This window comes from Streptomyces sp. NPDC088762, from assembly GCF_044750905.1.
Classification (GTDB): Bacteria; Actinomycetota; Actinomycetes; order Streptomycetales; family Streptomycetaceae; genus Streptomyces.
The window spans coordinates 251,068-272,298 of the sequence record NZ_JBIVKT010000006.1 but is presented as its reverse complement, the minus strand read 5'-3'; the positions used below and the strand labels follow the sequence as shown (position 1 = coordinate 272,298).

At 69.2% G+C, this 21,231-nt stretch carries 16 protein-coding genes and 1 pseudogene; 7 read left to right on the top strand and 10 right to left on the bottom strand.

What is annotated here, in order from left to right; genetic code table 11:
• Positions 1-114: 114 nt before the first annotated feature.
• Entirely contained in the window at positions 115-1,305 is a 1,191-nt protein-coding gene (locus ACIP5M_RS17450) for a helix-turn-helix domain-containing protein (RefSeq protein ID WP_401197770.1), read from the bottom strand.
• A gap of 236 nt (positions 1,306-1,541) precedes the next feature.
• Between ACIP5M_RS17450 and ACIP5M_RS17445 the strand changes: the two genes are divergently transcribed.
• A complete protein-coding gene (locus ACIP5M_RS17445) occupies positions 1,542-1,790 on the top strand; it encodes a hypothetical protein (RefSeq protein WP_401197767.1) in 249 nt (82 codons plus the stop codon).
• Positions 1,791-2,220: 430 nt separating this feature from the next.
• On the opposite strand, the gene ACIP5M_RS17440 is transcribed toward ACIP5M_RS17445, so the two are convergent.
• Complete coding sequence (locus ACIP5M_RS17440; protein ID WP_401197765.1) at positions 2,221-2,673, bottom strand: hypothetical protein; 453 nt, start codon at positions 2,671-2,673, stop codon at positions 2,221-2,223.
• Positions 2,674-3,370: 697 nt separating this feature from the next.
• On the opposite strand from ACIP5M_RS17440, the gene ACIP5M_RS17435 reads away from it, so the two are divergent.
• Positions 3,371-3,733 (top strand): hypothetical protein, encoded by a 363-nt coding sequence (locus ACIP5M_RS17435; protein ID WP_401197763.1) that lies wholly within the window; start codon positions 3,371-3,373, stop codon positions 3,731-3,733.
• Positions 3,734-3,867: 134 nt separating this feature from the next.
• Here ACIP5M_RS17435 and ACIP5M_RS17430 read toward each other — a convergent pair whose 3' ends face one another.
• Complete coding sequence (locus ACIP5M_RS17430; protein WP_401197760.1) at positions 3,868-4,497, bottom strand: RICIN domain-containing protein; 630 nt, start codon at positions 4,495-4,497, stop codon at positions 3,868-3,870.
• A gap of 444 nt (positions 4,498-4,941) precedes the next feature.
• On the opposite strand from ACIP5M_RS17430, the gene ACIP5M_RS17425 reads away from it, so the two are divergent.
• Positions 4,942-6,000 (top strand): helix-turn-helix domain-containing protein, encoded by a 1,059-nt coding sequence (locus tag ACIP5M_RS17425; protein ID WP_401197757.1) that lies wholly within the window; start codon positions 4,942-4,944, stop codon positions 5,998-6,000.
• A 37-nt stretch (positions 6,001-6,037) separates the two neighbouring features.
• Here the strand turns inward: ACIP5M_RS17425 and ACIP5M_RS17420 are convergent, their stop codons facing one another.
• Positions 6,038-6,925 carry a hypothetical protein gene (locus ACIP5M_RS17420; RefSeq protein ID WP_401197755.1) on the bottom strand — a complete coding sequence of 296 codons (888 nt, stop codon included), beginning with the start codon at positions 6,923-6,925 and terminating at the stop codon, positions 6,038-6,040.
• 469 nt (positions 6,926-7,394) lie between these two features.
• Between ACIP5M_RS17420 and ACIP5M_RS17415 the strand changes: the two genes are divergently transcribed.
• The 3 genes and pseudogenes from ACIP5M_RS17415 to ACIP5M_RS17405 form a co-directional block, all read left to right on the top strand.
• The gene (locus ACIP5M_RS17415; RefSeq protein WP_401197753.1) at positions 7,395-7,649 is read left to right on the top strand and encodes a hypothetical protein; all 255 of its coding nucleotides are present in this window, start codon (positions 7,395-7,397) and stop codon (positions 7,647-7,649) included.
• 140 nt (positions 7,650-7,789) lie between these two features.
• Entirely contained in the window at positions 7,790-8,218 is a 429-nt protein-coding gene (locus ACIP5M_RS17410; protein ID WP_401197751.1) for a hypothetical protein, read from the top strand.
• A 418-nt stretch (positions 8,219-8,636) separates the two neighbouring features.
• Positions 8,637-8,985, top strand: a pseudogene (locus ACIP5M_RS17405) (transposase); the annotation flags it as partial.
• 102 nt (positions 8,986-9,087) lie between these two features.
• Here the strand turns inward: ACIP5M_RS17405 and ACIP5M_RS17400 are convergent.
• The 5 genes from ACIP5M_RS17400 to ACIP5M_RS17380 form a co-directional block, all read right to left on the bottom strand.
• Positions 9,088-9,390, bottom strand: coding sequence for a protealysin inhibitor emfourin (locus ACIP5M_RS17400; RefSeq protein ID WP_401197749.1), 303 nt, complete (start codon positions 9,388-9,390; stop codon positions 9,088-9,090).
• Positions 9,391-9,445: 55 nt separating this feature from the next.
• Positions 9,446-10,657 carry a M4 family metallopeptidase gene (locus ACIP5M_RS17395; RefSeq protein ID WP_401197746.1) on the bottom strand — a complete coding sequence of 404 codons (1,212 nt, stop codon included), beginning with the start codon at positions 10,655-10,657 and terminating at the stop codon, positions 9,446-9,448.
• A 188-nt stretch (positions 10,658-10,845) separates the two neighbouring features.
• Positions 10,846-11,925, bottom strand: a complete 1,080-nt coding sequence (locus tag ACIP5M_RS17390; RefSeq protein ID WP_401197743.1) for a trypsin-like serine peptidase — start codon at positions 11,923-11,925, stop codon at positions 10,846-10,848.
• Positions 11,926-11,955: 30 nt separating this feature from the next.
• Positions 11,956-13,086 (bottom strand): trypsin-like peptidase domain-containing protein, encoded by a 1,131-nt coding sequence (locus tag ACIP5M_RS17385; RefSeq protein WP_401197741.1) that lies wholly within the window; start codon positions 13,084-13,086, stop codon positions 11,956-11,958.
• Positions 13,083-17,207, bottom strand: a complete 4,125-nt coding sequence (locus ACIP5M_RS17380) for an AAA family ATPase (protein WP_401197738.1) — start codon at positions 17,205-17,207, stop codon at positions 13,083-13,085. Before ACIP5M_RS17380 ends, ACIP5M_RS17385 begins: the two co-directional genes overlap by 4 nt.
• 1,042 nt (positions 17,208-18,249) lie before the next feature.
• Here ACIP5M_RS17380 and ACIP5M_RS17375 point away from each other — a divergent pair.
• Positions 18,250-19,104 carry a caspase domain-containing protein gene (locus ACIP5M_RS17375; RefSeq protein ID WP_401197736.1) on the top strand — a complete coding sequence of 285 codons (855 nt, stop codon included), beginning with the start codon at positions 18,250-18,252 and terminating at the stop codon, positions 19,102-19,104.
• Between the two features lie 828 nt (positions 19,105-19,932).
• Here ACIP5M_RS17375 and ACIP5M_RS17370 read toward each other — a convergent pair.
• Complete coding sequence (locus tag ACIP5M_RS17370) at positions 19,933-21,084, bottom strand: XdhC family protein (RefSeq protein WP_401197733.1); 1,152 nt, start codon at positions 21,082-21,084, stop codon at positions 19,933-19,935.
• Positions 21,085-21,231 lie beyond the last annotated feature (147 nt).

The following is a 21,231-nucleotide window of genomic DNA, read 5'->3' as shown; positions in this document are numbered from 1 at the left end:
TGTGCTCCTCCGGCAGTGGACGTCTCCTGCACCGCGTGGTGCCGAACGGCCCGTACATACCGCCCGCCCAGAGGCCGTTTACGTGCCGCATCGACGTGATCGCCGCCCGGCGCCTCAGTTCCCAAGGAGGCGGGAGCCGAGGAGAACAGCGATGAGCGCGGCAGCTGGCAGCGCTCCCGCCCTGCGCCTTGCCCGAGCCGTGTGGTGTGACCGGGCGGCCGAGGCGAGCTCCGGTGTTTCCTTGCCTTGCCGGTGATCGGAGGGCGCGGGAGTCCGCTCATCGCAGTCCCGCATGTCGCAGAAGGCGTCCGCCCATGCGTCATGGCCGTATGCGTCCTGTCGGCCGTAAGGGTGCGGGGCCGCGTATTCCTGGTAGCCGGTCGGGGCGAGCAGGGTGTCTGGGGCGCCGCACGGATCCGGTTCGCCGTACGGGCGGACGTCGAACGTCCAGTTCCAGTAGTCGTAGTGATCTTGCTGGTGGAGGGGAGTCCCGTACAGGTCGTCCGCCCCGAGAACCGGAAACTCCTGCGGAAGCGTTTGCCACTGGGGAAAGGTGGCTGTTTCGGTGACTTCGGGGGCTGCCGTCACCGTCTCGGCGGCGGGGGCGGGCGCAAGCGGGATGTAGACGTACTGCGGTGTGCACGCGTGACTGAGCTGCGTTGCCGGGGCGGCAACGGCGGGCTTCTCCTCGACCAGTCGGCGGTTCTGGTCGCGCAGGACGCCGACTTCCTGCCCGAGCAGGCCGGCCTGTTCCTTCTGATGTGCGAGCTCGGCTTCGATGCCGTGGTTGTAGCGCTGGGCCCTGAGTAGGTTCCGGCTCTCAACGGTGAGACGCTTCCGAAGGATCGTGTGTGCGGCCTGCGTGCTCCGAGTGCGGAACAGGGCCAGCTCCAGTTCTTCGCTGAGGCGGCCCGCCTCCCGCTGCAGGCCCTGGAGCTGCTCCTCGGCGATCCCCTGGAACCTCAAGTGTTCGGCCCATGCACGGGTCAGCTCTTCCTTGAGGTGGTCGCGCTGGACGGCGGCGGCACCGCTGGCGAGATGTGCCTTGCCGCACAGCTCGTCCAGCTCGTCCCAGACCCCGTCGGGGCAGGGAAAGGACTGCGCTTCGAGGAAGGCCTTGATGGCATGCAGCTTCTCCCGCGGCGCGATCCGATCCCCACTCAGGTACCGCGAGAGGCTGCTCGCAGTGATGCCCGTGCCGGTGCCGAGCGCCTTCTGGGTGCCGCCGCCGGCGAGGTAGCCGTCCAGGGCCTTTCGCAGCGCGGTCGCGTACGCGTGCGCGGCCGTTCCCTCGGGTGCGCCCATTGCCTGCCCTTCCTCCGGAAATGCGCTGTCCACCAGCGCGATTGCCCGATTGTCACGCAGGCCGTGACACCCCTGAGACGCCCGACCGAGGCGGCCGGATCGTTGCCGATGGCGAGGTAACATCCGTTCCCTCTCCCGCAAGATCATCGCCTCCGCGAGGCTGAAACCGGCTCGCGGATCCGACCGCGAACTGCCGTCCGCGGACCGCCCGCGGGCCCTCCCGGGAGCGAACCCCTATGACCGTCAACACCCCACAGCCCCAGCCCGAACCCCAGCCCCCAGTACGGCAGTCGTCAGCGGGAAATCCGGGCGCCGACCCGGTCGTCCTGCTCCTCCTGGCCCTCGTCGTCACCCTGCTCCTGGGCGCCGTCGCGTACGTGGTCTTTGTGCACCCGAGGCTGGCCAACCCGGTCATGGCCGCCGCTGCGGTGGCTGCCCCGCTGGTGGCCGTCCTGATCGCGGTACTTGTGCGCCGCCGTCGTTGACGGCACCGGCCCAAGAGCCGAGGGGGCGCTGCACGCGGCGCCCCCGCCCGTGGCGCGGACGGCACGACGTCCGCAGCGCAGCAGCAAAGGAACCGGCGCGGATCGCTACCACCAGCGGCCCGCGCCTTCGCATGCGCGGCCGTGGCCACCTGAACTTCACCCGCATGGGTGGATGTGGACGCTGACGCCGTGTACCCGCACGTGGCTGACACGGCCGAGTTCATGGGCGGGGCAGGGGTCCGCCGACCCGCACACCTCAACCTGCAGGCTTTAATGACCGGGCTTCGTAGGACCCCGATGCAATCCGGAAGGAGATCAGAAGCGCGTGCTCGAAGAGGAGCGAACAGGAGGCGCCCCAAAGCCGGCCGCGCACCCGACTGCGCCGATGTGACTCAGCGGTGTAGTTGACCAGTCTCGCCCGGCCGAGTGCTCAATGGAACCAGACGACAAGGCGTACGTTCTCGGCTCCATGGACTTCGCTGAGGATGCGCATGACGCTCCAGACCCGGCCCCAGTGGGTGTCGATCCCTGCGGCTGAGGCGCGGGTTCGTGTGCCTGAGGCGTCGGTCTCCTGCCAGTCCGTGGTGTCCAGCTCGGCCCAGGTCAGCCAGGTTGTCCCGTGCACATAGCGGGGGCCGCCGTAACCGGCGAACTCACCTCGCAGCCCATCCGAGGCGTCATCGGGGAAGCCACGGTCTTCTGCCAGGGGGCTGAAGCCGTAGGTGTTTCGGACTCCGAAGAGGCAGGCCAAGCCGTCGTAGGCATTACCGCTGTTGAGGAGGAAGAGATCGATGGCGACCTCCCATATGGAGTCCTCGTCATCGGGGCCCCATAGGCGGGCCCCCGGCCGGCATTCGATCATTCCGCTGACATCGGTCGACATGGGTGCATCCTGCCTGCGCAGGTCAGAAGGCCGCATCACCTTTCTCACGCTTCCGCGTGGCCGCCCACACGGTGAGGCTGCGGTGGGCTGCCGCCCAGGGCCTCCATGTCGATCACTGGCAGACGGCCGGGTCTGTCCGAAGCAGCTCTTGGTCTCGGGTCGTGATCGGCGGGTGGTGTGCCCGCGTTGACGCGCAGCCGGCCGTCGAGGGCGGGGCACTGTAGTGCGCAGGGCGATGCGGCTGTTGGGGGCCTTCCTGATGGTCGGCGATGTCGTCGTGGAACCCGTAGGTCTCGGCGGCGAGTACCGGAAGGAGTGACTGCTTCGCGGGGCAGTGCGACGGTGAGGGCGCGGTGCCCGCCCTGGCGGTCCTGGAGCGTGTGGGTGCCGGGCTGGCCGGCTATTGAAGTCGACACGACGCTGACCGGGTCGGCGGGCGTCTGCGGACAAGACGAAATTCCCGGCGCGCACTGATGACCACGAGGCGTGTCCCTCCGCTACTGCCCTTGCGTATACGCCCCGGCAGGCCTCGTGGGTATAGGGGGGCGTCAGAGGTGCCCAGGTGGGCACACGGACATGCATGTTTGGACAACAGTCGCGTCCTACGATCACGGCGTCCCGCCCGGCCCGGGCCAGTGCCCCATCGTCGCCAGGCCACCGGGCGAGGCATGGGCGCTGCGGACGAATGACGGGGCGCTTGCGGCGCCGGCTCCTCGCCTACCGCGAAGTCGAGTTCCTGTCCACGCGCATCCCCGGCGACCCGGGCCCGGGCGAGGAATGCCTCCTCCTCGTCCATATCCGCAAGATCGTCGGCCGAGTCCACTACCGGATATGCCTGGACTGCGCTGATGCTGTCATCACGGGCATCGTCATCGAGGAACGCTTCCTGTCGACCGGCCTGGGAACCCGCGCGCTGTCCCACCTGCGCTCCCGCCACCCGGGCATTTCCTGGCGCAGCACCCTGAGTCTGCGTATGACCCGTGATCTCCTGCGCCGTATGCGCATTCCGGTGATGACCGCCGACGAGCGATGCCCGCACGCGCAGCCCAAGCCCACCTGATCGGCCGGTTGCGGGTGGCCTGGAACGGCCCGAGCTCGGCGGGCCGATCCTGCGAGATCCGCTCCCACATCACATCGGTGACCCGCTGATCGGACGGATCCGATCAGCGGATCAATCCATCAAGGGGAAACGCTCTAGGCCACGGCTTCGAGGTACCAGCGCTGGTTGGTCTGGGCGGTGCTGAGGCAGGTCCACTGGAAGACGTTGGCGCCGTCTCCTGTGGCGGAGGTACCGCCCTCGACGTCCAGGCACTTCCCGCTGTGCAGGGCGCGGATGTAGTACGTGTACTTGCCGTTCTGGACCGCCTCGGTGTTGAAGTACCAGCGCTGGTTGGTCTGGGCGGCGCCGAGGCAGGTCCACTGGAAGACGTCGGCGCCGTCGCCGGTGGCGGAGGTACCGCCCGCGACGTCCAGGCACTTCCCGCTGTGACGTGCCCGGATGTAGTACGTACCGTCCCCCGCGTCCGTCAGATACCACTGCTGGTTGGTCTGGGCGGCGCCGAGGCAGGTCCACTGGAAGACGTCGGCGCCGTCTCCTGTGGCGGACGTACCGCCGGCGACGTCCAGGCACTTCCCGCTGTGGACCGCGCGGATCCGGAAGGGGCCGTAGGTCGACTGGGCCGAACGTGCCTGTGGGGCGCCGGCGGCCGTTCGGGGGACGGTGGAGCTGCGGGGCGGAGCGGCGTCAGCCGTGGGAGCGAAGAGCAAGCCGCTGAAGAGCAATGCCGCGGCGGCGGTTGCCGCCTTGCGGATGGTTGTGGCCATGTTCATGTTCCTCTCGTGGATGGTGGACGAAACGGTCACCCCGGTGGGCCGGGGTGTGCGGCAGCGGGACAGTGGTTGCACCGCCTCCGCCTTAGGGCGCTCGAACTCTCGTCTGATCCTGGTGTCTCGAGCCTTCGCAGGCTGGGCGCTGTTGATCCGCCCCACTGGGCATGTAACAGCTCATCGAGAGACCCGGTTTGGGCGTGAGACCACATCACGTGCCGAGGTGTCCGGCGATGGGCGCCGGGCGGCGTGCACGCGGTGTGGCCACGAGTATCACCAGGACTCCGGTGCCCGCGCTTTAGCTGTCAGCGCACGCCTTTTTGGCGTGGAGTGCGCTCCGAACCTGACCGGCAGGTTGCTCGCGCCCGCCCACCGGCGGCCTGAGCATGAATGCGGACCTGGTGTCGGACCGGGCTAGGGGGTGCGATGACAGCTACAGGGGTGGAATCGGAGCCGTCCGTCTCCGTCTCGACCAACAACGTCAGCGAGGGCGACGCCTTCGAGTGGTGGCGCGGGATGGTGAGCGAAGCGGTCATGCCGGTGTCGATAACCAGCGAGCACGCCGACCGCTTCAGAGGAACGGCAACGTCGCTGCGTCTGCCGCAGGCAGCCGAGGTGGCCTCGTTCTCCTTCTCGCCGTTGCTGGCTCGGAGGGCACCCGCACACATCCGGCGTTTCGATCCGGAGTGCTACTTCCTCTTCCTGGTCCACAGCACCCCGATCGGGCTCGAACAGCGCCGCAGTAACACCCTGCTCAAGGCCGGCGACATGGCCCTGTTCGACACCTCTCACTCTTTGGGCTGCGAGTTCGAGGATCACAGCAGACTCTCGCGGATCACATTGCTCAAGCTGCCCAGAGCCGGCCTGCCGCTGCCACCCGACCGAGTCGATGGACTTCTGGGCACACGCCTGTCCTCCCGCACCGGAGCGGGTGCGCTCCTGGCCGGCTACCTGGCCGGGCTGCGCGAGAACACCGACACGTGCGAAGCCGACGAGCTGCAGCGCCTCGGCGCCGTCGCGGTAGACCTGGCCACGGTCTTCCTGGCCGGTCGGCTCGACAGCCCGTCTGCCCTTCCCTCCGAGACTCGCCGCCAGGCCCTGCTCGCCCGGATCGAGGCTTTCATCGACCACAACCTGGCGGACCCCGATCTGGGTCCGGCCACGATCGCAGCACACCACCACATCTCCGTACGCCTGCTGCACCAGCTGTTCCGGCAGCAGCCGGAGACGGTCGGCGCCACGATCCGCCGGCGGCGACTGGACCGCAGCCGCGCCGATCTGGCCAATCCGCGGACCGCACACCGGAGCATCGGCCAGACCGCGGCCCGATGGGGCTTTCGCCACCAGGCAGACTTCGCGCGCGCCTTCCGCCTCGCGTACGGAATGTCTCCCAGCGACTTCCGACGCACGATCGGCGCGCGGGGAAATGCAACCGTCGACGTCACGCCCGCATTAGGAGCGACGCCGAGCTCGCTGAAGTCGGTACGGGTGTGTCAATAGCCTGCCCATCGGCATCGGCATCGGGAGCCGGGGGGCCTCATTGCCCGGGCTGGCCAGCCGTAGCGCTCTGGAGCCACTGCGTCAGTCGGAGCACTCCGTCGAGATCTGACTGGTGGACGTCGGGTTGGTGGGCGGCCAGGGGACGGTAGAGTTCGGCGGACTCCTCGGCCGCGACGAGCGCCGCTGTCAGAAGGCGCGCTTCTTTCAGGCCCGTTGCCAGGTGGTACAGGGTCAAGGCCAGCTTCGGGCGGTAGACCTCCGGCTGCTCCTGCGCCAGCTGCCGGTAGATGGAGACCTCCTCGCCCAAAGCGCCGACGGCTTGACCGTGTTGACCATGGGCGAGCCGCAACTGCGCGATGAAGTGGTACGTGACAGCCAGGTCGGACAGGTGGGCTCTGGATCGGAGAGCCAGGCGGCGCCGGATGGCGAGAGCCTCCTCGGCCGCATGCAAAGCCTCCCCCCTCCGCTCGTCGAGATCGTCCAGATGATCGGCGAGAAGGTACAGCGCGCAGCCCAGCTCGGTCAGGCAGTAATCCTGGAGAGACGCGTCCTGCGGGCGAAGGGTGGCGACGGCCTCCTCAACCGTGGCGAGAGCCTCCTCGGGCCGGCCGCACCCGGCCAAGTCGAGCGAGAGAGTCCGCAGGGCGGAGCCCAGATACGCCACATACGGGGTCGGGCGCTCTGCGGCGAGTTGCCGGTACAGCCCAACGACCTGCTCGGCGAGGCTCCGGCTCTCCTCGTACCGGCCCTGCTTGTGCAACACCACGGCCTGATCCCGCAGGGACTGCGCCCTCTGGGCCATCTCTGCAAGGGCTTCCGGGATCGGCTCGGCCTCCTGGCGGCCCCGCTGGCGGCGCCTCCACAGACGCGACAGTCGGCGGGGCTGGTGCTCCGGGGCGGACGGGCCGGTGGAGCGGTCGGTCATAGCGGAGCCCCTTCCGGTCGGCATCGGCGCACCGGGGCGCCGCCCCCGCGCGCGCAGACACGCCCGTCACCGCCCCGGCAACAGGCTAGCGGGCCGCCTCTGTCACTGGCCAGATGACGACGACACGGTCGGGCGTGCGGAGACCCCGGGCCGGGAAAGGCGCCTCTTGGTTCCGACGCGGGCCCCGGCTCACCCCGCGGGCGCGACGTCAAGCGCATCACCGCCAGCATCACCCCCTGGACCCGCCCCGGTTGGCGCCCTCGCCCCGATCTTCGTTCTTGTGACAGAAAGCAACGATGCGGACGCAAGAGTTCGTGTCGCGCGTATGCTCCGGTGAGGCGTCCGTGATCGCAGTGGTAGAGCTGCACCGCATCAGTCGGCGGGTGGCGGTGTTCGAGCGGTGGTCGGCCCGCGTGTAAGCGCGCAGCCGAGTCGAACAGACTGGGCAGAAGGAGTAGGGGGCGGACTGATGCAAGAGAAGCAGGACCAGAAGGACCCCAAGGACGCATCCTTGGTCTCGCTGGTAACGGAGCTGGTGGTTTGGGCCAAGACCCGCGGTGATCTTTCCTGGGAGAGGCAGAAAGACGGCAGCTTCAGTGCAGGGTTCACCGTCAACGGACGCAGGGTGGAGATCGAGAAGACTCCTGCAGGTCTAAACGTAAACTTCCCCTCCTCCAAGGTTGTCCCGGGTGAGGTGAAGGGGAAGCCCCGCAGGAAGCGCTGAGAAGGACAGGTGTTTCGTCTCCTGTCTGACCGTGTGGATCGCCGCACGGGAAAACCCGTTCAAGTCCGCGCTCAGCGCCAGCTCACCGACCCAGCTTGGTGCAACTGGCTCGCCCCGTCACATGGATCCGGACGGCCTCCGTGCGCGGGATCGTCCTACCCGCCTCTGATCCGCTGTTGAGCGTTGACGGCATAGCCCACGACCAGCGGGCATATCGGAGCGACCATCTCGGCGAGGCTCAACGGCACTCGCACCGGACGGGCCACATTTGTATCGGCAAGGACGGTGCCGGGCCAGCCGGAGGTAAGTTCGGCAAAGCCAGGGTCGTAGTTGCGGCCGGCGCCGGCGTTCTGGCCACCACCATCGGGGTCCTCGCCTGGAAGTACAAGGGGATTCAGGAAGAGCACGAGGAGCTTCAGAGGAAGCACGAGGGGCTCCTGTCGACGGCTGCTGGACTGGTCGTGCAGTTGGCGGAGTCGACGGCAAAGAACGAGAGCCTGAAGTCGGAGAACGACTACCTGAAGTCGGCCACCGGTGCCTCGAAGACGCTCAAGAGCTATGACTGCTGAGCTTGTTATTCATCTTCGACGGTCTGCGGCTGGGTCGGGCGGGCCCATGAAGGCGTCGAGCTCTTCGATGATCTTGCGGAGCTCGCGGGCTCCGCGAGGCGACATTGCTCGGATCACGCCGTCGAGTAGGGCACGGCCTTCGAGGGGGTTGCCGCAGCAGTACCAGTGCACGTTGCCGAACTCGTCGTCGTGCCAGAGCTCACGCGCGGGCCTGTGGACATAGTCCTTCCACAGGCGCAATGCCGCGCTGATGTCTCCCGGTTGGAGGTAGTTTCGCGTGCGTTCAAGGCGAACGATCTCGGACAGCGCTCGCGAGGAGAGGCGGCCGATGGCCGGCCTTGATTGCTGTGACTGCTGTCGGTCCGGGGTTTCAGCCCGGATGCGTCCTGGCCGTCTACGCGGCATGGACCTTTCGGTTGGTCGTCATGCCGCACATGGTGCCACAAGGCCGAACGGTGTCTCGAACGGGCTGCGGACGCTAATGGCCGGACTGCCATTGCCCCGGTTTGCGGGCGGGCGCATGGTGCTGGTGGTCGATGTGTCGCCGCGGTTGCGGTCGGATGTGCCCTGCTCGGCGGATCGGCTGTTGCCACGTCTACGGGCGGGCGAAGTCCGCGACGCAGTTGATCCCGTGGACCGGGATCCTGGACGTGGTCCGGCTCGGGCCCGAGGACGACGCGACCGCGGTCACCGTCGTCCAGCTGAGGGCCGTGGTCGGGCGGCTCATCGCTGCCGGCCAGGGGATGCCCGGAGACCCGGACACCACGACGCAGCGGGCCAGGTGCATGCGTCCGATCTCCGACAGGGGTGCATGAGGGACCGGGGGCCCCCGATTGGTGTAGACGTCATGAGATCCAACCCGTCGGGCGTCACTGGTGCTCGAAGTGTTTCTGAAGCCAAGTCAGCAAGGCCGCGAACGCGGGGGTCATGGTGGCGTCCGACTGCTTGAGGGCCGTCAAACGGCCGCCGTCCTCCACCGTGATCGTGTAGCTCATCGCGTCCCTGGCGTGGCTGGGCTGGTCCGCCTTGAGCGTCGGGACGGCCGCCGCCACCAACTCGGCCAGCTCCGAGGCGGCGTTTTCGGGCAGGGTGCCTGTGTCCAGCACCTTGGGCGGGAGGCGGAGGTTGATCGCCGCCGCCAGCCCGCCGTGTGTCGCGAGAGTCACCTTCATTGCGTGCAACCTCGTTACGACCGGCCGAGGATTGGCCGGCGGTGAATTCTGGGGCTCACCTGGCTGCCTTCAGCGCGTTCACATCCTTGGCCAACCTCGTCATCTTGGCACTCAGTTCCGCTACTTGCCTGGTCAGCGCTGCCAGGCCGTCCTGGCGGCCCACGCCACCGTGCATGTTGGCCGCAAGGCTCCGCGCCCGGACGACGCCGGTCGGGACGCCTCTGATGGGGATCTCTACCTCCTGCCAGGCCGCCAGCACGGCCGACTGCTCGGCACTGCCGACGCCGAACAGTTCCCCGGCCTTCTGGAAGGTGGTGTGGGCGAAATCCTGGAACTGGGCCTCGGCGGTGGATGCTTTGAGCGATTCATACCAGATGAGCCCGGCAGCCTCCCATGCGAATCCGCCGATGCCCACGGCCGTCAGGAAGAACGCCTTGTTCGGAATTCCGGAGTTGAAATGCACCCCGCCGTTATCCCCTTCCTCGGTGTCGGGCAGGTGGATGAATTTGCTCATACGATCGGGCTGGGGGTCCATTCCGACCAGCGCATTGTTGTATGCATGCCCGGGGGCCTTCATCGATCGCAGGGCGTCGGCATCGATTCCCGGGGTCCACACGTCAGCCCCGATCAGCCAGTCCGCCTCCTCGGCCGACTGCTTAAGCGACCACTGCTTGACCAGCGACCCGAAGACGTCCGACATCGACTCGTTCAGGGCCCCTGGCTGATCGTGGTACTCGAATCCGGCGGTGTGATCCGTGACCCCGTGCGTCAACTCGTGGGCAATCACGTCGAGGGATCTGGTGAGGTTTCCAAACTGCTTTCCGTCCCCGTCGCCGAAGACCATTTGCCGTCCGTCCCAGAACGCGTTGTTGAACTTCACGCCGAAGTGGACGTACCCGTCCAGGCGCATCCCCCGGCCGTCGATCGAATTGCGCTGCAGCACCTCCTTGTAGAAATCGCGCGTCAGGCCGAGTCCGTCGAACGCCAGGTTGACGGACTCGTCCGCGGACTCCGGCCCCTCTTCCGGCCTGGCCAGGACAGCGACTGGGAGGAAACTCCCCTGCTCACAGTCGAAGACGGTGCGCCGGCCGTTGCCGGGGGCGGCCGCGCCGGCGAAGGACGCCCGGACCGCTCGCTCACCCCGCAGGCGAGCAGTGGTCAGCATGGTGTCCAAGGCGGCTTGGCGCACCTCACTGTCTTCGCTCTCCAGGAGCTTCTTGAGAAGGTACGGGGGAATAATGCAGTTGAGTCGTGAGGTCCTGCTCATAGGACGCCTCCTGAATAAGAGGACCGGCGGTTAAGCCTTCATCAACGCGCGGAGGCCGCCGGTAGCGACTGGCAAACGCAACCAGACGGAGCCTTTTCATCCTGCTTGCGTGGTCACGTGCCGGCGGTTTTCCACCGGGTGGCCTGCCTGATGCACACCCCGAAATCGATCACAACTTCGGAGGCGCCCTACACCCAGTTGACTTCCGCCCGCTTCAGCAGAGGGTCGTCCGTCAGTTGGAACAACGGCACGGCGAAGTTGCCCGACCTGAACCGGCCGCCGAAGTGCAGGCCGAGCACCCGGTGGTCGGCCAGGTCGAAGACCGGGGAGCCGCTGTTGCCGCCGAGCGTGGAGCAGTCGTGCGTCATTGTGAACCCGAGTCCGTCCGGGACCAGTGCCGTCGCGGTGCCCGGCTGGAGCCGCTTCACGTTGTAGATGTCCATGAAGATTCGGCTCATGGCCTCTGGCTCGTTGCGGCGGCCGTCCGCCGCCGGGTAGCCGACCACGTACACGGGACGGCCCGGCAGGTCCGGCGGAGCGTCGGCCGCGACCGGCAGCGGCGTCGGCAGCGGCCCGCCACCGCTCGCCGACGGGGACACCCGAAGCAGTGCCATGTCGACGTCCCGGTGGATGCCGATGACCTCGGTGACCTCGAACTCGAACGATCCGTCGAGGGCGGGCGCGCCGAGTTCCTCGGCGGTGTCGATGCGTGCACCCATGCCCTGGCGGAAGGTGAACCCGCCCTCGCCGTCCGCACGGCTGAACTCGGCCGCGACATGGCGGTTGGTCATCACGGCGAACGGCGAGACGAGGAAGCCCGTGCCCAGCCAGTCCAGTTCGGCGTGTCCGGAGACCTCCACCCGGCCGACCCGCTCGATCGACTTCCGGATGCCCGGCCGCTGCCCGTCCAGCAGGGCCCAGTCGCCCGGCTGCGAGGCGAAGTCCTGGCCCTGGACCAGGATCGCCGGGCGGCCTTCGAGCAGAACGATCGCCTCCACCCCGAAGTACTCATCCGCGTCGACATCGCCGGTGCGGCCCGACGCCAGCTTCTCCAGCCCGCGCACCCCGGCCTCCAGCACCCTGGCCCGCTCCTCCCGGGCGGCGCGGCCGATCTGCGCGGCCGCCTCCTCCTCACGGGGAAGCTCCTCGGCGGACTCGAGGACTTCCGCGTCCGCGTCCAGCCCCTTGCGTACGCGTGCGGCCACCTCCATCAGGTCCTCTCGGAAGACCTGCTCGGGTCCGGTCGCCACCGGTGATCCACCGCGCATCTCACACCTCCTGTGGTCGTGCCCGCCGCGTCAGCGTGACTGGGCCGCGGCGATCTCGTCGTGGACCTGCGGGCTGTGCTCCTGCAGGTGCCGCATGATGGCGCTCAGCTGCGTGCCGACGTTCACGAAGGCCGTGCTCTTGCCCTGGAAGCTGACGTCCGAGACGCGGCGCGTGCCGCGGTGCAGGGCCACCACCGTCCAGTCGTCGGTCAGCACCGGCGAGCCGGAGGAGCCGCCCCGGGTGTCGGTGAAGTAGCGCACGTCCCGGTCGTCCGCCTCGAAGGCGAGGTTGTTGCGCAGCGCGATCCGCTTCGGCTCCCCACCCGGGTGCTGAATGATGTTGAGCGCCACCGGGGTGTCCTTGGCCACCGTCAACGGTGCGGTGGCGACGCGGAGGAAGGGCCGGGGCGGCGCGCCGGTCAGGCGCAGCACGGCGTAGTCGAGCTCCTCGTCCCAGGCCACGAGTTCGCTCGCCCGCGCCTCTTCTGCGTCCGCGTCGTCCTCGCTCAGGTAGTCGAACCGGGAGCGTGATCCCTGGGCCTGGAGCCGGAGGTCCGCCGGGTCCGCCACCTGCTGCCGGCCGTCGGTGCGCTTGCGGGCGTTGACCACGTGGTGGTTGGTGACGAGCAGGTCAGGGGCGATGAGCCAGCCCGTGCCGTTGTGGGGCAGCGCCAGCGGCTGGAGCAGGGCGCCCCCCTCGTACGGCAGCACCTTGATGCGGGCGACCGAGGAGCCCGCCAGCGCTCCGCAGCTGAGGAAGTCGAAGGGCACCGTGTCGTCCCGGAAGACGATCTCTTCCTTGGTCTCCCCGGTGGGGACGTCGGGTGCCACGTCGGGTTCACCGGCCGCGTCGCGCGCCACCCGGTCCAGTGCCTTGAGCATCACGTCGCGGGCGGCGGCGTCGGTGAGCTGGTCGGCGGCGTTCCGGAGCCAGACGGCCAGCGGCACGGTGCCGTCGATCAGCCGCTCGACCCGGTTCATCTCGTTGAGGTCCGAGTGGACCTGCTGGCCGGGCGCCGCGAGGAGCGGCAGCGAGCCGCGGTACTTCGGGAGGATGCCCGCGAACAGCAGATTCCGCAGTGCCGGGTCCGTCAGTCCTGCCTCCACCGCGGTGTCCCGTAGCCGCACGACGTCGTCCTGGGAGAGATACGTGTCGCTCATGGTCGATCAGGCCCTCTGTGGCCGTTCCCTTCGGCTGGGGTCTCTGCTGAGGGTTTCGCCTCGCCCGGCTCCGAGGTGACCGGCCGTGCGGCCGTGGGAACGTCCGGGCCGGGGGCGACGGCACCGGCGCCCATCACCGCCGCCACGCCCGAGACGAGCTCGCCGCTCCGGTCGTCGAGGGCCAGGAGGCGCCTGGCGAGCCGGTCGAGCGTCCCGAGCCGGCGCGCCTCGCGCAGCATGCCCTGCACCCCCTGGTGGGTGGCCCCGGTCGCGGACCTCCGGTCGGGCGGGCCGGCGGAGTCCTCCAGAAGGCGGCGCATCGAGGCCCGCAGCTCGGGCCGACCGGCCACCGCGCGGGCGATCGCCTCGCCGAGTGTGTCCAGGACCCCGTCCTCGGTCTCGGGCAGGCCCACGACGTCCAGGGCGTGCTCCAGGAGCCGCGGGTGGTGGCGCGAGACTTCGGCGACCGCCGCACGCACCAGGGCGGGCTGCCGGACGAGCTCCGCGTCGGGCAGCCGCCGCAGTCGCTCGGCGAGCCTGCTCTCGACCTCCTGATCGTGTTTCTCGGCGCCGGACGCCAGCTGTGCGCGCGTCAGCAGGGCGCCCAGCGCCTCGAAGTCCTTGCCCAGGCCCGTGGCGATTTCCTCGGCCTCTGCCAGGTCGTCGTCGGCCTCGGCGAGGTCGCCGTCCGCTTCGGCCAGCCGCGCCGAGAGGAGCAGCAGCTCCAGCTGCAGCCCGGGGAAGCCGTCCTTCTCGGCGCGGTCCACGGCCGCGTCGGCGGCCGCCCGGGCTTCGGTACGACGGCCCAGCCGGTCCAGGGTCTCGACCCACAGCGGGTGCAACGGGCTGCCCGAGGTCCAGGGGCGCCGCCCCTCGAGCCGGGCCGCGGCCGCGTCGGTGTACCCCTGCGACAGCAGGTCCTCGACCTCGCGGGCGGCGATGCGCTCCCAGTCCTCCTGGTCCGCCTCCGCCATCACCTCGTCCGAGGTGTGGCCCCCGAAGCGCCCGGCGAGGTACGCGGCGGATCGTCCCGCCATGTCCTGGTCTGCCCCGACGAGGAACCGCTCGACACCGGGCAGCCAGCGCAGCTCCACCTCGCGCGGGCTCTCGTTCAACCGCAGCCGGTGGTAGATCTCCTCCGCCCGCGGCTCCAGTCCTTCGCGTGCCGCGTAGTAGGCGACGGCCCGCCGAGCGACCGCTCGCATCACGTCCGCACGGGCGCGGTCGGCCAGCCGCAGCATGATGGCCCGCAGATCGGCCCGGTGGCGTACGGTCCCCGGACCGGCGGATTCCACCATGTCGAGCCGGGAGAACAGCTCGAAGAGGCGCTCCGCCTCCAGGTCGGAGTCCACCGTCAGTCCGCTCGGCCCGGCCAGGACTTCCCGGATCAGTTCGGGGGTGATGGTCCGCAGCGCCATTCCGGCCTCGGCCAGGGCGCGGACGCCGTCGTCCCCGATGCGCCTCAGGATCCGCTCGTAGAGGGTCCCCTGGATGAGCATCTGGTCGACCTTGCGGAAGAAGTGGCGGCGGCGCCGGGGCAGGCTCTCGATCAGTTCGTTCAGCGATTCGGTCCGGTTGCCCTCCTGCTCGGCTGCGCGAGCCGCCAGCTTCAGGCTCAGGGGATTCCCGCCCACGCGGTCGGCGAGCTTCTCGGCGAGCCGTTCGTCGGTCACCCCGCAGGAAAGCAGGAGGGCCACGGATGCCTCCGGGCCGAGGTCGTTCAGCTCGATGGTCAGCGGCTCCACCACCCGGGCCGGATGCTGCTTCAACAGCCGTCCGGCGACGACGGTCCGCAGCCGCGGGTGCACGCTTTGGAGCGCCGACCAGACGCCCCACATGCGGCCGAGCTCCGGGGAGCCGCTGTACTGGACCTCCTCGAAGGAGTCGATCACGAGCACCAGGGGCGGCTGCTCCCCGGCGGGCACCCCCACCGCCTGGACCACGAGCGTCGCCAGCTGCGCCGCCAGCATGCCCTCGCGCGCACCGGCCAGGGCGTGCACCCCCGACTGGGAGAGCCGTGCCATCGTCGCCCGGGTGGTGGCGAGCCCGTACAGCTCGTCGACCGTGCCCTCTTCGGCCCGGTGGAGGCCGACGGCCTCCTCGCACGCATGGGCCAGGGCATCGAAATCGGCGTGGTGCTGCGGGAACTGGACGCGGAGCTGTCGGGCCATCTCCGCGATCAGGGTGGCCGGTTCGTGGGCCGAGAGGGTGGGCCGTTCGAAATCGACGTACGCGAAGGGGAACGCGGTGGGGAAGTCGCGCAGGCTGTCCCGGAGGAACGTCGCGAGCAGAGCGCTCTTGCCGGCGCCGCTCAGCCCGTGGACCAGCACCGGCCGCTTCGTGCCGGTGCCGACCGCCCGGGTGAACTCGTCCTGGAGGGGAGTGGGCAGCCCGATGTAGGCGCGCAGCCGGGCCAGTTCCTCGGCACGTCCCTGGAAGGAGCTGCGTGCGAGGCGTTCGAGGGGCTCCATCAGCCGTGCCCGATCCAGCAGTTGCTGGACCTCCCCGCTCTGCGGGATGCCGGTGATGCCCGGGATCTGGGCGAGCCACAAGACCGCCTGCAGTGTGTGCGGCAGCTCGTCCAGCTTCTGGTGGGCGAGGTCCGGGGGCGTGCCGGCGAGGTAGGCCAGCGCTGTGCGTTCGGGGCCCGGGCCGGGCGGGATCTGCTCCAGGTTGGCCAGCAGGGCCAGGCGGGCCGGTTCCGGACCGGCGAAGCCGCGCAGCGCGGTGTCCCGGATCTCCGACTTGAGCACCCAGGTGAAGGTGTTGGGAGCGCCTACGGCCCGGCAGTCGTGCAGCAGCTCGAGCCCGGCCGCCCCGGAGGGCTCCTCCTCGCCGGGCAGCTTCAGCCGCGCCGGGTCGAACCGGCTCAGCAGGGAGGCCGCTTCCCGGTAGGCCTTGCACAGGTCCGACACGTCTGCGGAACGGGGGGCGGCCGCCGCGGCGCGCAGCCGCTCGCTCAGGCACCGGCCGAAATCCTCGCCGGGGGCGAGCGCGCCGTAGAGGCGGACCGATATCGCTGCCGCCGTGCAGACCTTGCGCATGTAGCTGTCCGGGCCGGAGGCCTCACCCGCCTGCAGGACGGCGGGGACGGTCGTTTCCACGAGGGCGGAGATCCGCTGCGGGTCCAGGGGTGTCGAAGCCTCTGTGAAGAACTGCCGGAAGAACTCCCGCAGATCGTCCGGGCCGAACATCCGGGCGGTGTCCCTGACCTCGTTCTTGCGTATCTCGTACGGGAGCTGGCGCATCGTCGGGGAGTACCCGAGCAGTACCAGCCGGGGCGGTACGTCCGGCGGCGCCGGCCTCTGGTTGTAGATGGTCAGGGCCAGCTTTCCGATGCAGTCCCAGACATCGGAATTGGCGTCGAGCTTGTCGCAGTCGTCCAGCACCAGCCAGTATTGCCCGCGCGCGGTGGTGGCCTGACTGACGACGCGGCGCACTGCCGCGTCGATCTCAGGTAGTGGATCGTTCAATTGTGTCGGATGCAACGGCGGGAGGGCCGTGTCCGAGAGCGCCGGCGGGGCCGTGTCCGGGTCCCAGACGGACTCGGTGAGCCGCTGGACCACCTGCTCGGCGGTCGAGGTCCGGTTCAGTGTCACCCGCACCGGGCGGAAATTGCAGTGCTGGCCCACGTGCCGGATCAGCTTGTAGCTGTAGGAACGCCCGCTGTCCGGCTCTCCGTCCACCACCAGAACCGTTTTGTCGGGATTCTCAAGGAAATGGCGGAGCCGCTTCCTGAAATCCGCCCGGTCGATGAACACCTCGGTGCCGCTGCCGAGCACAGTGCTGAGGAAGAAGTCCTCGGGTGAAAGGTGCAGCCGCGCGGCCTCTTCCAGCTCGCACTTGAGGCGCAGGGCCTCTTTTCCGGCCGGGATGGAGGTCAGTGAATCGATCCGCACGAGCGTGCTGAGCAGCTGGAGTTGGGTTTCGATACCACTGTTCCGCACTGCCTCGACCAGCGCGACCGAATTGTCGCTGCTCACGTAACTCAGTGGGATTTTGCTCACGAACTCGGGTGAGAATCCGAACTGGACCAGCTTCGGGCGGGGCTCGCCGGAAATAAAGAAGTGGTCCCGCACCATTTCGGTGACGAGTCCCCATTCGGTATCCTTGGGAGACATACCGCACCTGCACAAGCCGCCGTAGCGGCGCGGAAAGACGGATTGCCTGATACCTGTCATGGTTTCACTCGGTCTGGTCCGTCGCAACGCGGCCGGACAGCGCGCGGACCACCTGCCGGATGGGCGCGCTGCGCAGGTACTCGGCGATGCCGTGGTGGTTGCCGCTGTCGGCCCTCACCAGGTGGTCAAGTGACGAGGCCGGGCGGCCCGTATTCCTGGCCGCAGTCAGTGGTCCAGCGTCACTACGTCCCGCAGGTCCGAGACATTGGACCAGGCCGCCGCACCGTCTGGACCGCCGTCGGGAGCGCGAGCCGGTCCTGGACCCCGGTGATGCCGAGAGGAGATCCCGGGGGCACGAACGGGGTGACGCCCCGTCGCTCCTCACGGAGCACCTCGTAGGGTTCCTACCAGGCCTGCGCCGAGCGTCTCCCGAGCACCGGACCTGCCTTCCGGCGCGCCTCGCGGAACGTGTGCTCGATGAACTCCTCCGGGGTCGAAGGGGACCCCGTATCCGGGAGCTCCCGGACGGGCGGCCGGCCGCCGGAGAGCGGGTCGGGCTCGCCGCCGGGCAGGGGAGTGCCATACCGGACCGGCGCCCCGCAGGCCATCCGCGACGCCGTGCCCCTGTCCGTGGAGAACAGCGCCGTGTCCCACTGGAATTCGAGCAGTTCCTTGCGGACCGTCCAGGCGGCGGACCAGGTGCCCGGGTCCAGGGAGTTGTCGCGGCAGACGTCGTTGCGTCCTCCACGAGCCGCTCGAGGACCACGGTCGTAGCCGGTACGGTCGGCGAGGGCGACCTGCCGCGCCTTGGCGCCCGCAGCCCGGTCCGGCGGCGTGCCAATTGCGTTTATATGATGGCAATACCGCGCGCAAGTGATCGTTTACGATCCGGCGTCACGGGCCACCCGAACAGCGGCCACCCCCCGGGCTCCCACCGGCAGGCCCGATCGGGCGGCGTCCTCCACGTCACGATTCAGGCGGGGGCCGCCGCGGAACCGATGCTGTCGAGCCCCCTGTGCCCGCCACGCCCCGAGGAGTACCCGTGCCCACTGGCCTCTCCATCCACGTCGGTCTGAACAAGGTCGACCCCGCCGCGTACGACGGCTGGGACGGCAAGCTCCTGGCCTGTGAGAACGACGCTCGCGACATGGCGGCGGTGGCCCGCGCCGGCGGGTTCGGCGACACCGTGATCCTGACCGGCGACGGCACGGTGGAGAACATCACCGGAGAACTGCGCAAGGCGGCCGGACGGCTCAAGAGCGGGGACATCCTGCTCTTCACCTACTCGGGCCACGGCGGCCAGATGGACAACGTCGTCGGATCGGACGACGAGCCCGACCGGCTGGACGAGACGCTGGTGTTCTTTGACCGCCAGTTCCTCGACGACGAGCTGTACCGGGAGTTCCGGCGGTTCGAGGAGGGCGTCAGGATCTTCGTCCTGCTGGACTGCTGCCACAGCGGCAGTGCCATCGAGTCCCTCCAGGGACTGCTCACCACGGAGGCGCTGCAGTCGCAGTTCCAGACCCGTGACCCGGGCCAGGTGGAGGCGGCGTCCCGGCTCATGCCGATGCTCAAGCAGCAGCAGATCTTCGCCCGGGACCGGGCGTTCTACGAGGGCCTCCAGCGCGAACTCAAGGACGACAACGGCGGCCGCCCGGCGCCCGGCGCGGTGCTCATCGCCGCCTGCCAGGACAACCAGGTGGCGTCCGACGGAGACGTCAACGGACTGTTCACCGCGAACCTTCTCAAGGTGTGGGGGAAGGGCGCCTTCCAGGGCGACTACCGCACCTTCCACCGCGACATCCAAAAGCGCATGCCCGCCATCCAGAGCCCGAACTTCTATACGACGGGCAGTCCGGCAGACGGCTTCCTCAAGCAGAAGCCGTTCACCATCTGACACCGGCTGTCGTACGACCGCCCCCGGCAGCCTCCGGTCACCGAGCCCCGCGCCGGCGCCTCGTGAATCGGTAGGAGACAGGCCTCCGGGGGCCCGTCGGTGCATGGGCACTTACCAGTCGACAAGCAACGTACCGGACCCGGGCGGACCGGATCGCGGCCCTGAGGGGTTGGTGGGCCCCGCCCCTTGGGAAGATCGGAAGGGTGCCTAGCGACTCGGCTGGCCTCCGGCGGTGCCGTCGACGGCTTCGGGTACGCCTGGGCCTTCTCATGCTCGCGAGAGCTCGGTAGGTGCCGGCCACGGAGCGACTGTTCCACTTGCGTTTGCCGGTGGGGCTGATCAGGTCGGCCGGAATCTGCTCGACGCATTCCCGAGCGCCCGGCGCCGCAGCACGGTGTGGAGCATGTCCTCGGTGTAACCGGTGGCCGGCCACCGTGCCTGCCTGGTTATGCCTCGTATCTTGCCATGTCCAAGCCGACCGGCTCGGTCATAAAGGACCGGTCGTATGCCTCGATGGCGTATATGCGATGGGCTGGTTGGAGGACAGCACATCGAACGCCTCCTGCCACGACCAAGCGAACGCCGACGATCAGCAACCGGGCCGGGCCCCGTGCCCTGGCCGACTCGGCTCTGGTCCTGGACTGGCACGGCTACGGCCGGGGCCGCGGACGCCAGGACTGCACGGCCTCGCCCACCGTACGACCGGGCAGCGGTGCGGGCCGCCGCCTGCGCCGGGTGGCGGTCACACTGCTGCGCTCATTTCTCCGGGGTAATGGTGAGGCGGGGGATCCGGTGGGGAGCCGCGGGACATGACCGGCCGGACAAGGTCTAAGCGACTTCGCCGATCCTCAGGGCGTGCCCCCGCACCTCGTGGTGGTGGATCGGGGTGTGGGCGCCTCTCAGCGGCACACCGGAGCCGCCGTGCCGGGCGGCCACGATTTCCGCCGCGATCGACAGCGCCGTCTCCTCCGGTGTTCGTGCGCCGAGATCGAGTCCGATGGGCGACCGCAGCCGGGCCAGTTCCCATGCTGTGACGCCGGCCTCCCGCAGGCGCTCGTTGCGTTGCAGGTGGGTGCGGTGCGAACCCATCGCGCCGACGTACGCCACGGGCAGCTTCAGCGCCTTTTCGAGGAGGGGTACGTCGAACTTGGCGTCGTGAGTGAGGACGCAGAGTACCGCCCGGGAGTCCAGCTGCGTCGCCTCGAGGTAGCGGTGCGGCCAGTCGACGACGACCTCGTCCGCTTCGGGGAAGCGTCCCCTTGTGGCGAAGACGGGGCGGGCGTCGCATACGGTCACGTGGTAGCCGAGGTACTTTCCCATCTTGACGAGAGCCGAAGCGAAGTCGACCGCGCCGAAAACGATCATGCGAGGGGCGGGAACCGTGGCCTCGACGAAGAGGGTCAGCGGCTGTCCGCAACGCGAACCGTCCTCCCCGATGACGACGCTGCCCGTCTGGCCGGCATCCAGCATGGCGTGGGCCTGCCCGGCTGCCGTCCGGTCCAGGTCCAGGTGCCTGCCGAGCCCGCCCTCGTACCGACCGTCGGGGTGTACGAGAAGGGCGCGGCCAAGCAGTTCGGCCGGTCCTTCGGTGACCCGGACCAGTGCCGCCGCCGACCCCTGCGCGGCGGCGGAACAGGCCGCGGCGAACACCGCGCGGCAGGGTGAGTCGGCCAGGACCGGTGTGACGAGAATGTCGATGACGCCGCCGCAGGTCAGACCGACGGCGAAGGCGTCCTCGTCGCTGTAACCGAAGCTCTCCAGGGTGCTCTCGCCGTCGGCCAGGGCTTGCCGGCACAGGTCGTAGACCGCGCCCTCCACACATCCACCGGAGACCGACCCGATGACTGTGCCGTCACTGTCTACGGCGAGGGCCGCGCCGGGCTGCCGGGGCGAGCTTCCGTTCGTGGCCACGACCGTGGCGACGGCGAACTCCCGTCCCTGCCGGGCCCACCGGTTGAGCCCTGCGGCGATGTCAAACATGGCGGTCTCCTTCGCATGGGGGATTCAAGGGATCAAGGGATCAGCAAGGTGCAGAGGGGGCGTACGGGGCGGTGGCGGGCGGTGGCCGGTCGGCGCGGCTGCCTCATGCCCGGGCCCGTGGGTGCCGTATGCGCCGGTGCCGACGGC

Bases quoted from the DNA above. Each gene is read 5' to 3' on its own strand.
- ACIP5M_RS17380 (WP_401197738.1), bottom strand. From the start codon at position 17,207: ATGTCTCCCAAGGATACCGAATGGGGACTCGTCACCGAAATGGTGCGG.
- ACIP5M_RS17400 (WP_401197749.1), bottom strand. From the start codon at position 9,390: ATGAAGGTGACTCTCGCGACACACGGCGGGCTGGCGGCGGCGATCAAC.
- ACIP5M_RS17415 (WP_401197753.1), top strand. From the start codon at position 7,395: ATGCAAGAGAAGCAGGACCAGAAGGACCCCAAGGACGCATCCTTGGTC.
- ACIP5M_RS17445 (WP_401197767.1), top strand. From the start codon at position 1,542: ATGACCGTCAACACCCCACAGCCCCAGCCCGAACCCCAGCCCCCAGTA.
- ACIP5M_RS17420 (WP_401197755.1), bottom strand. From the start codon at position 6,925: ATGACCGACCGCTCCACCGGCCCGTCCGCCCCGGAGCACCAGCCCCGC.
- ACIP5M_RS17395 (WP_401197746.1), bottom strand. From the start codon at position 10,657: ATGAGCAGGACCTCACGACTCAACTGCATTATTCCCCCGTACCTTCTC.
- ACIP5M_RS17430 (WP_401197760.1), bottom strand. From the start codon at position 4,497: ATGGCCACAACCATCCGCAAGGCGGCAACCGCCGCCGCGGCATTGCTC.
- ACIP5M_RS17440 (WP_401197765.1), bottom strand. From the start codon at position 2,673: ATGTCGACCGATGTCAGCGGAATGATCGAATGCCGGCCGGGGGCCCGC.
- ACIP5M_RS17390 (WP_401197743.1), bottom strand. From the start codon at position 11,925: ATGCGCGGTGGATCACCGGTGGCGACCGGACCCGAGCAGGTCTTCCGA.
- ACIP5M_RS17370 (WP_401197733.1), bottom strand. From the start codon at position 21,084: ATGTTTGACATCGCCGCAGGGCTCAACCGGTGGGCCCGGCAGGGACGG.
- ACIP5M_RS17450 (WP_401197770.1), bottom strand. From the start codon at position 1,305: ATGGGCGCACCCGAGGGAACGGCCGCGCACGCGTACGCGACCGCGCTG.
- ACIP5M_RS17385 (WP_401197741.1), bottom strand. From the start codon at position 13,086: ATGAGCGACACGTATCTCTCCCAGGACGACGTCGTGCGGCTACGGGAC.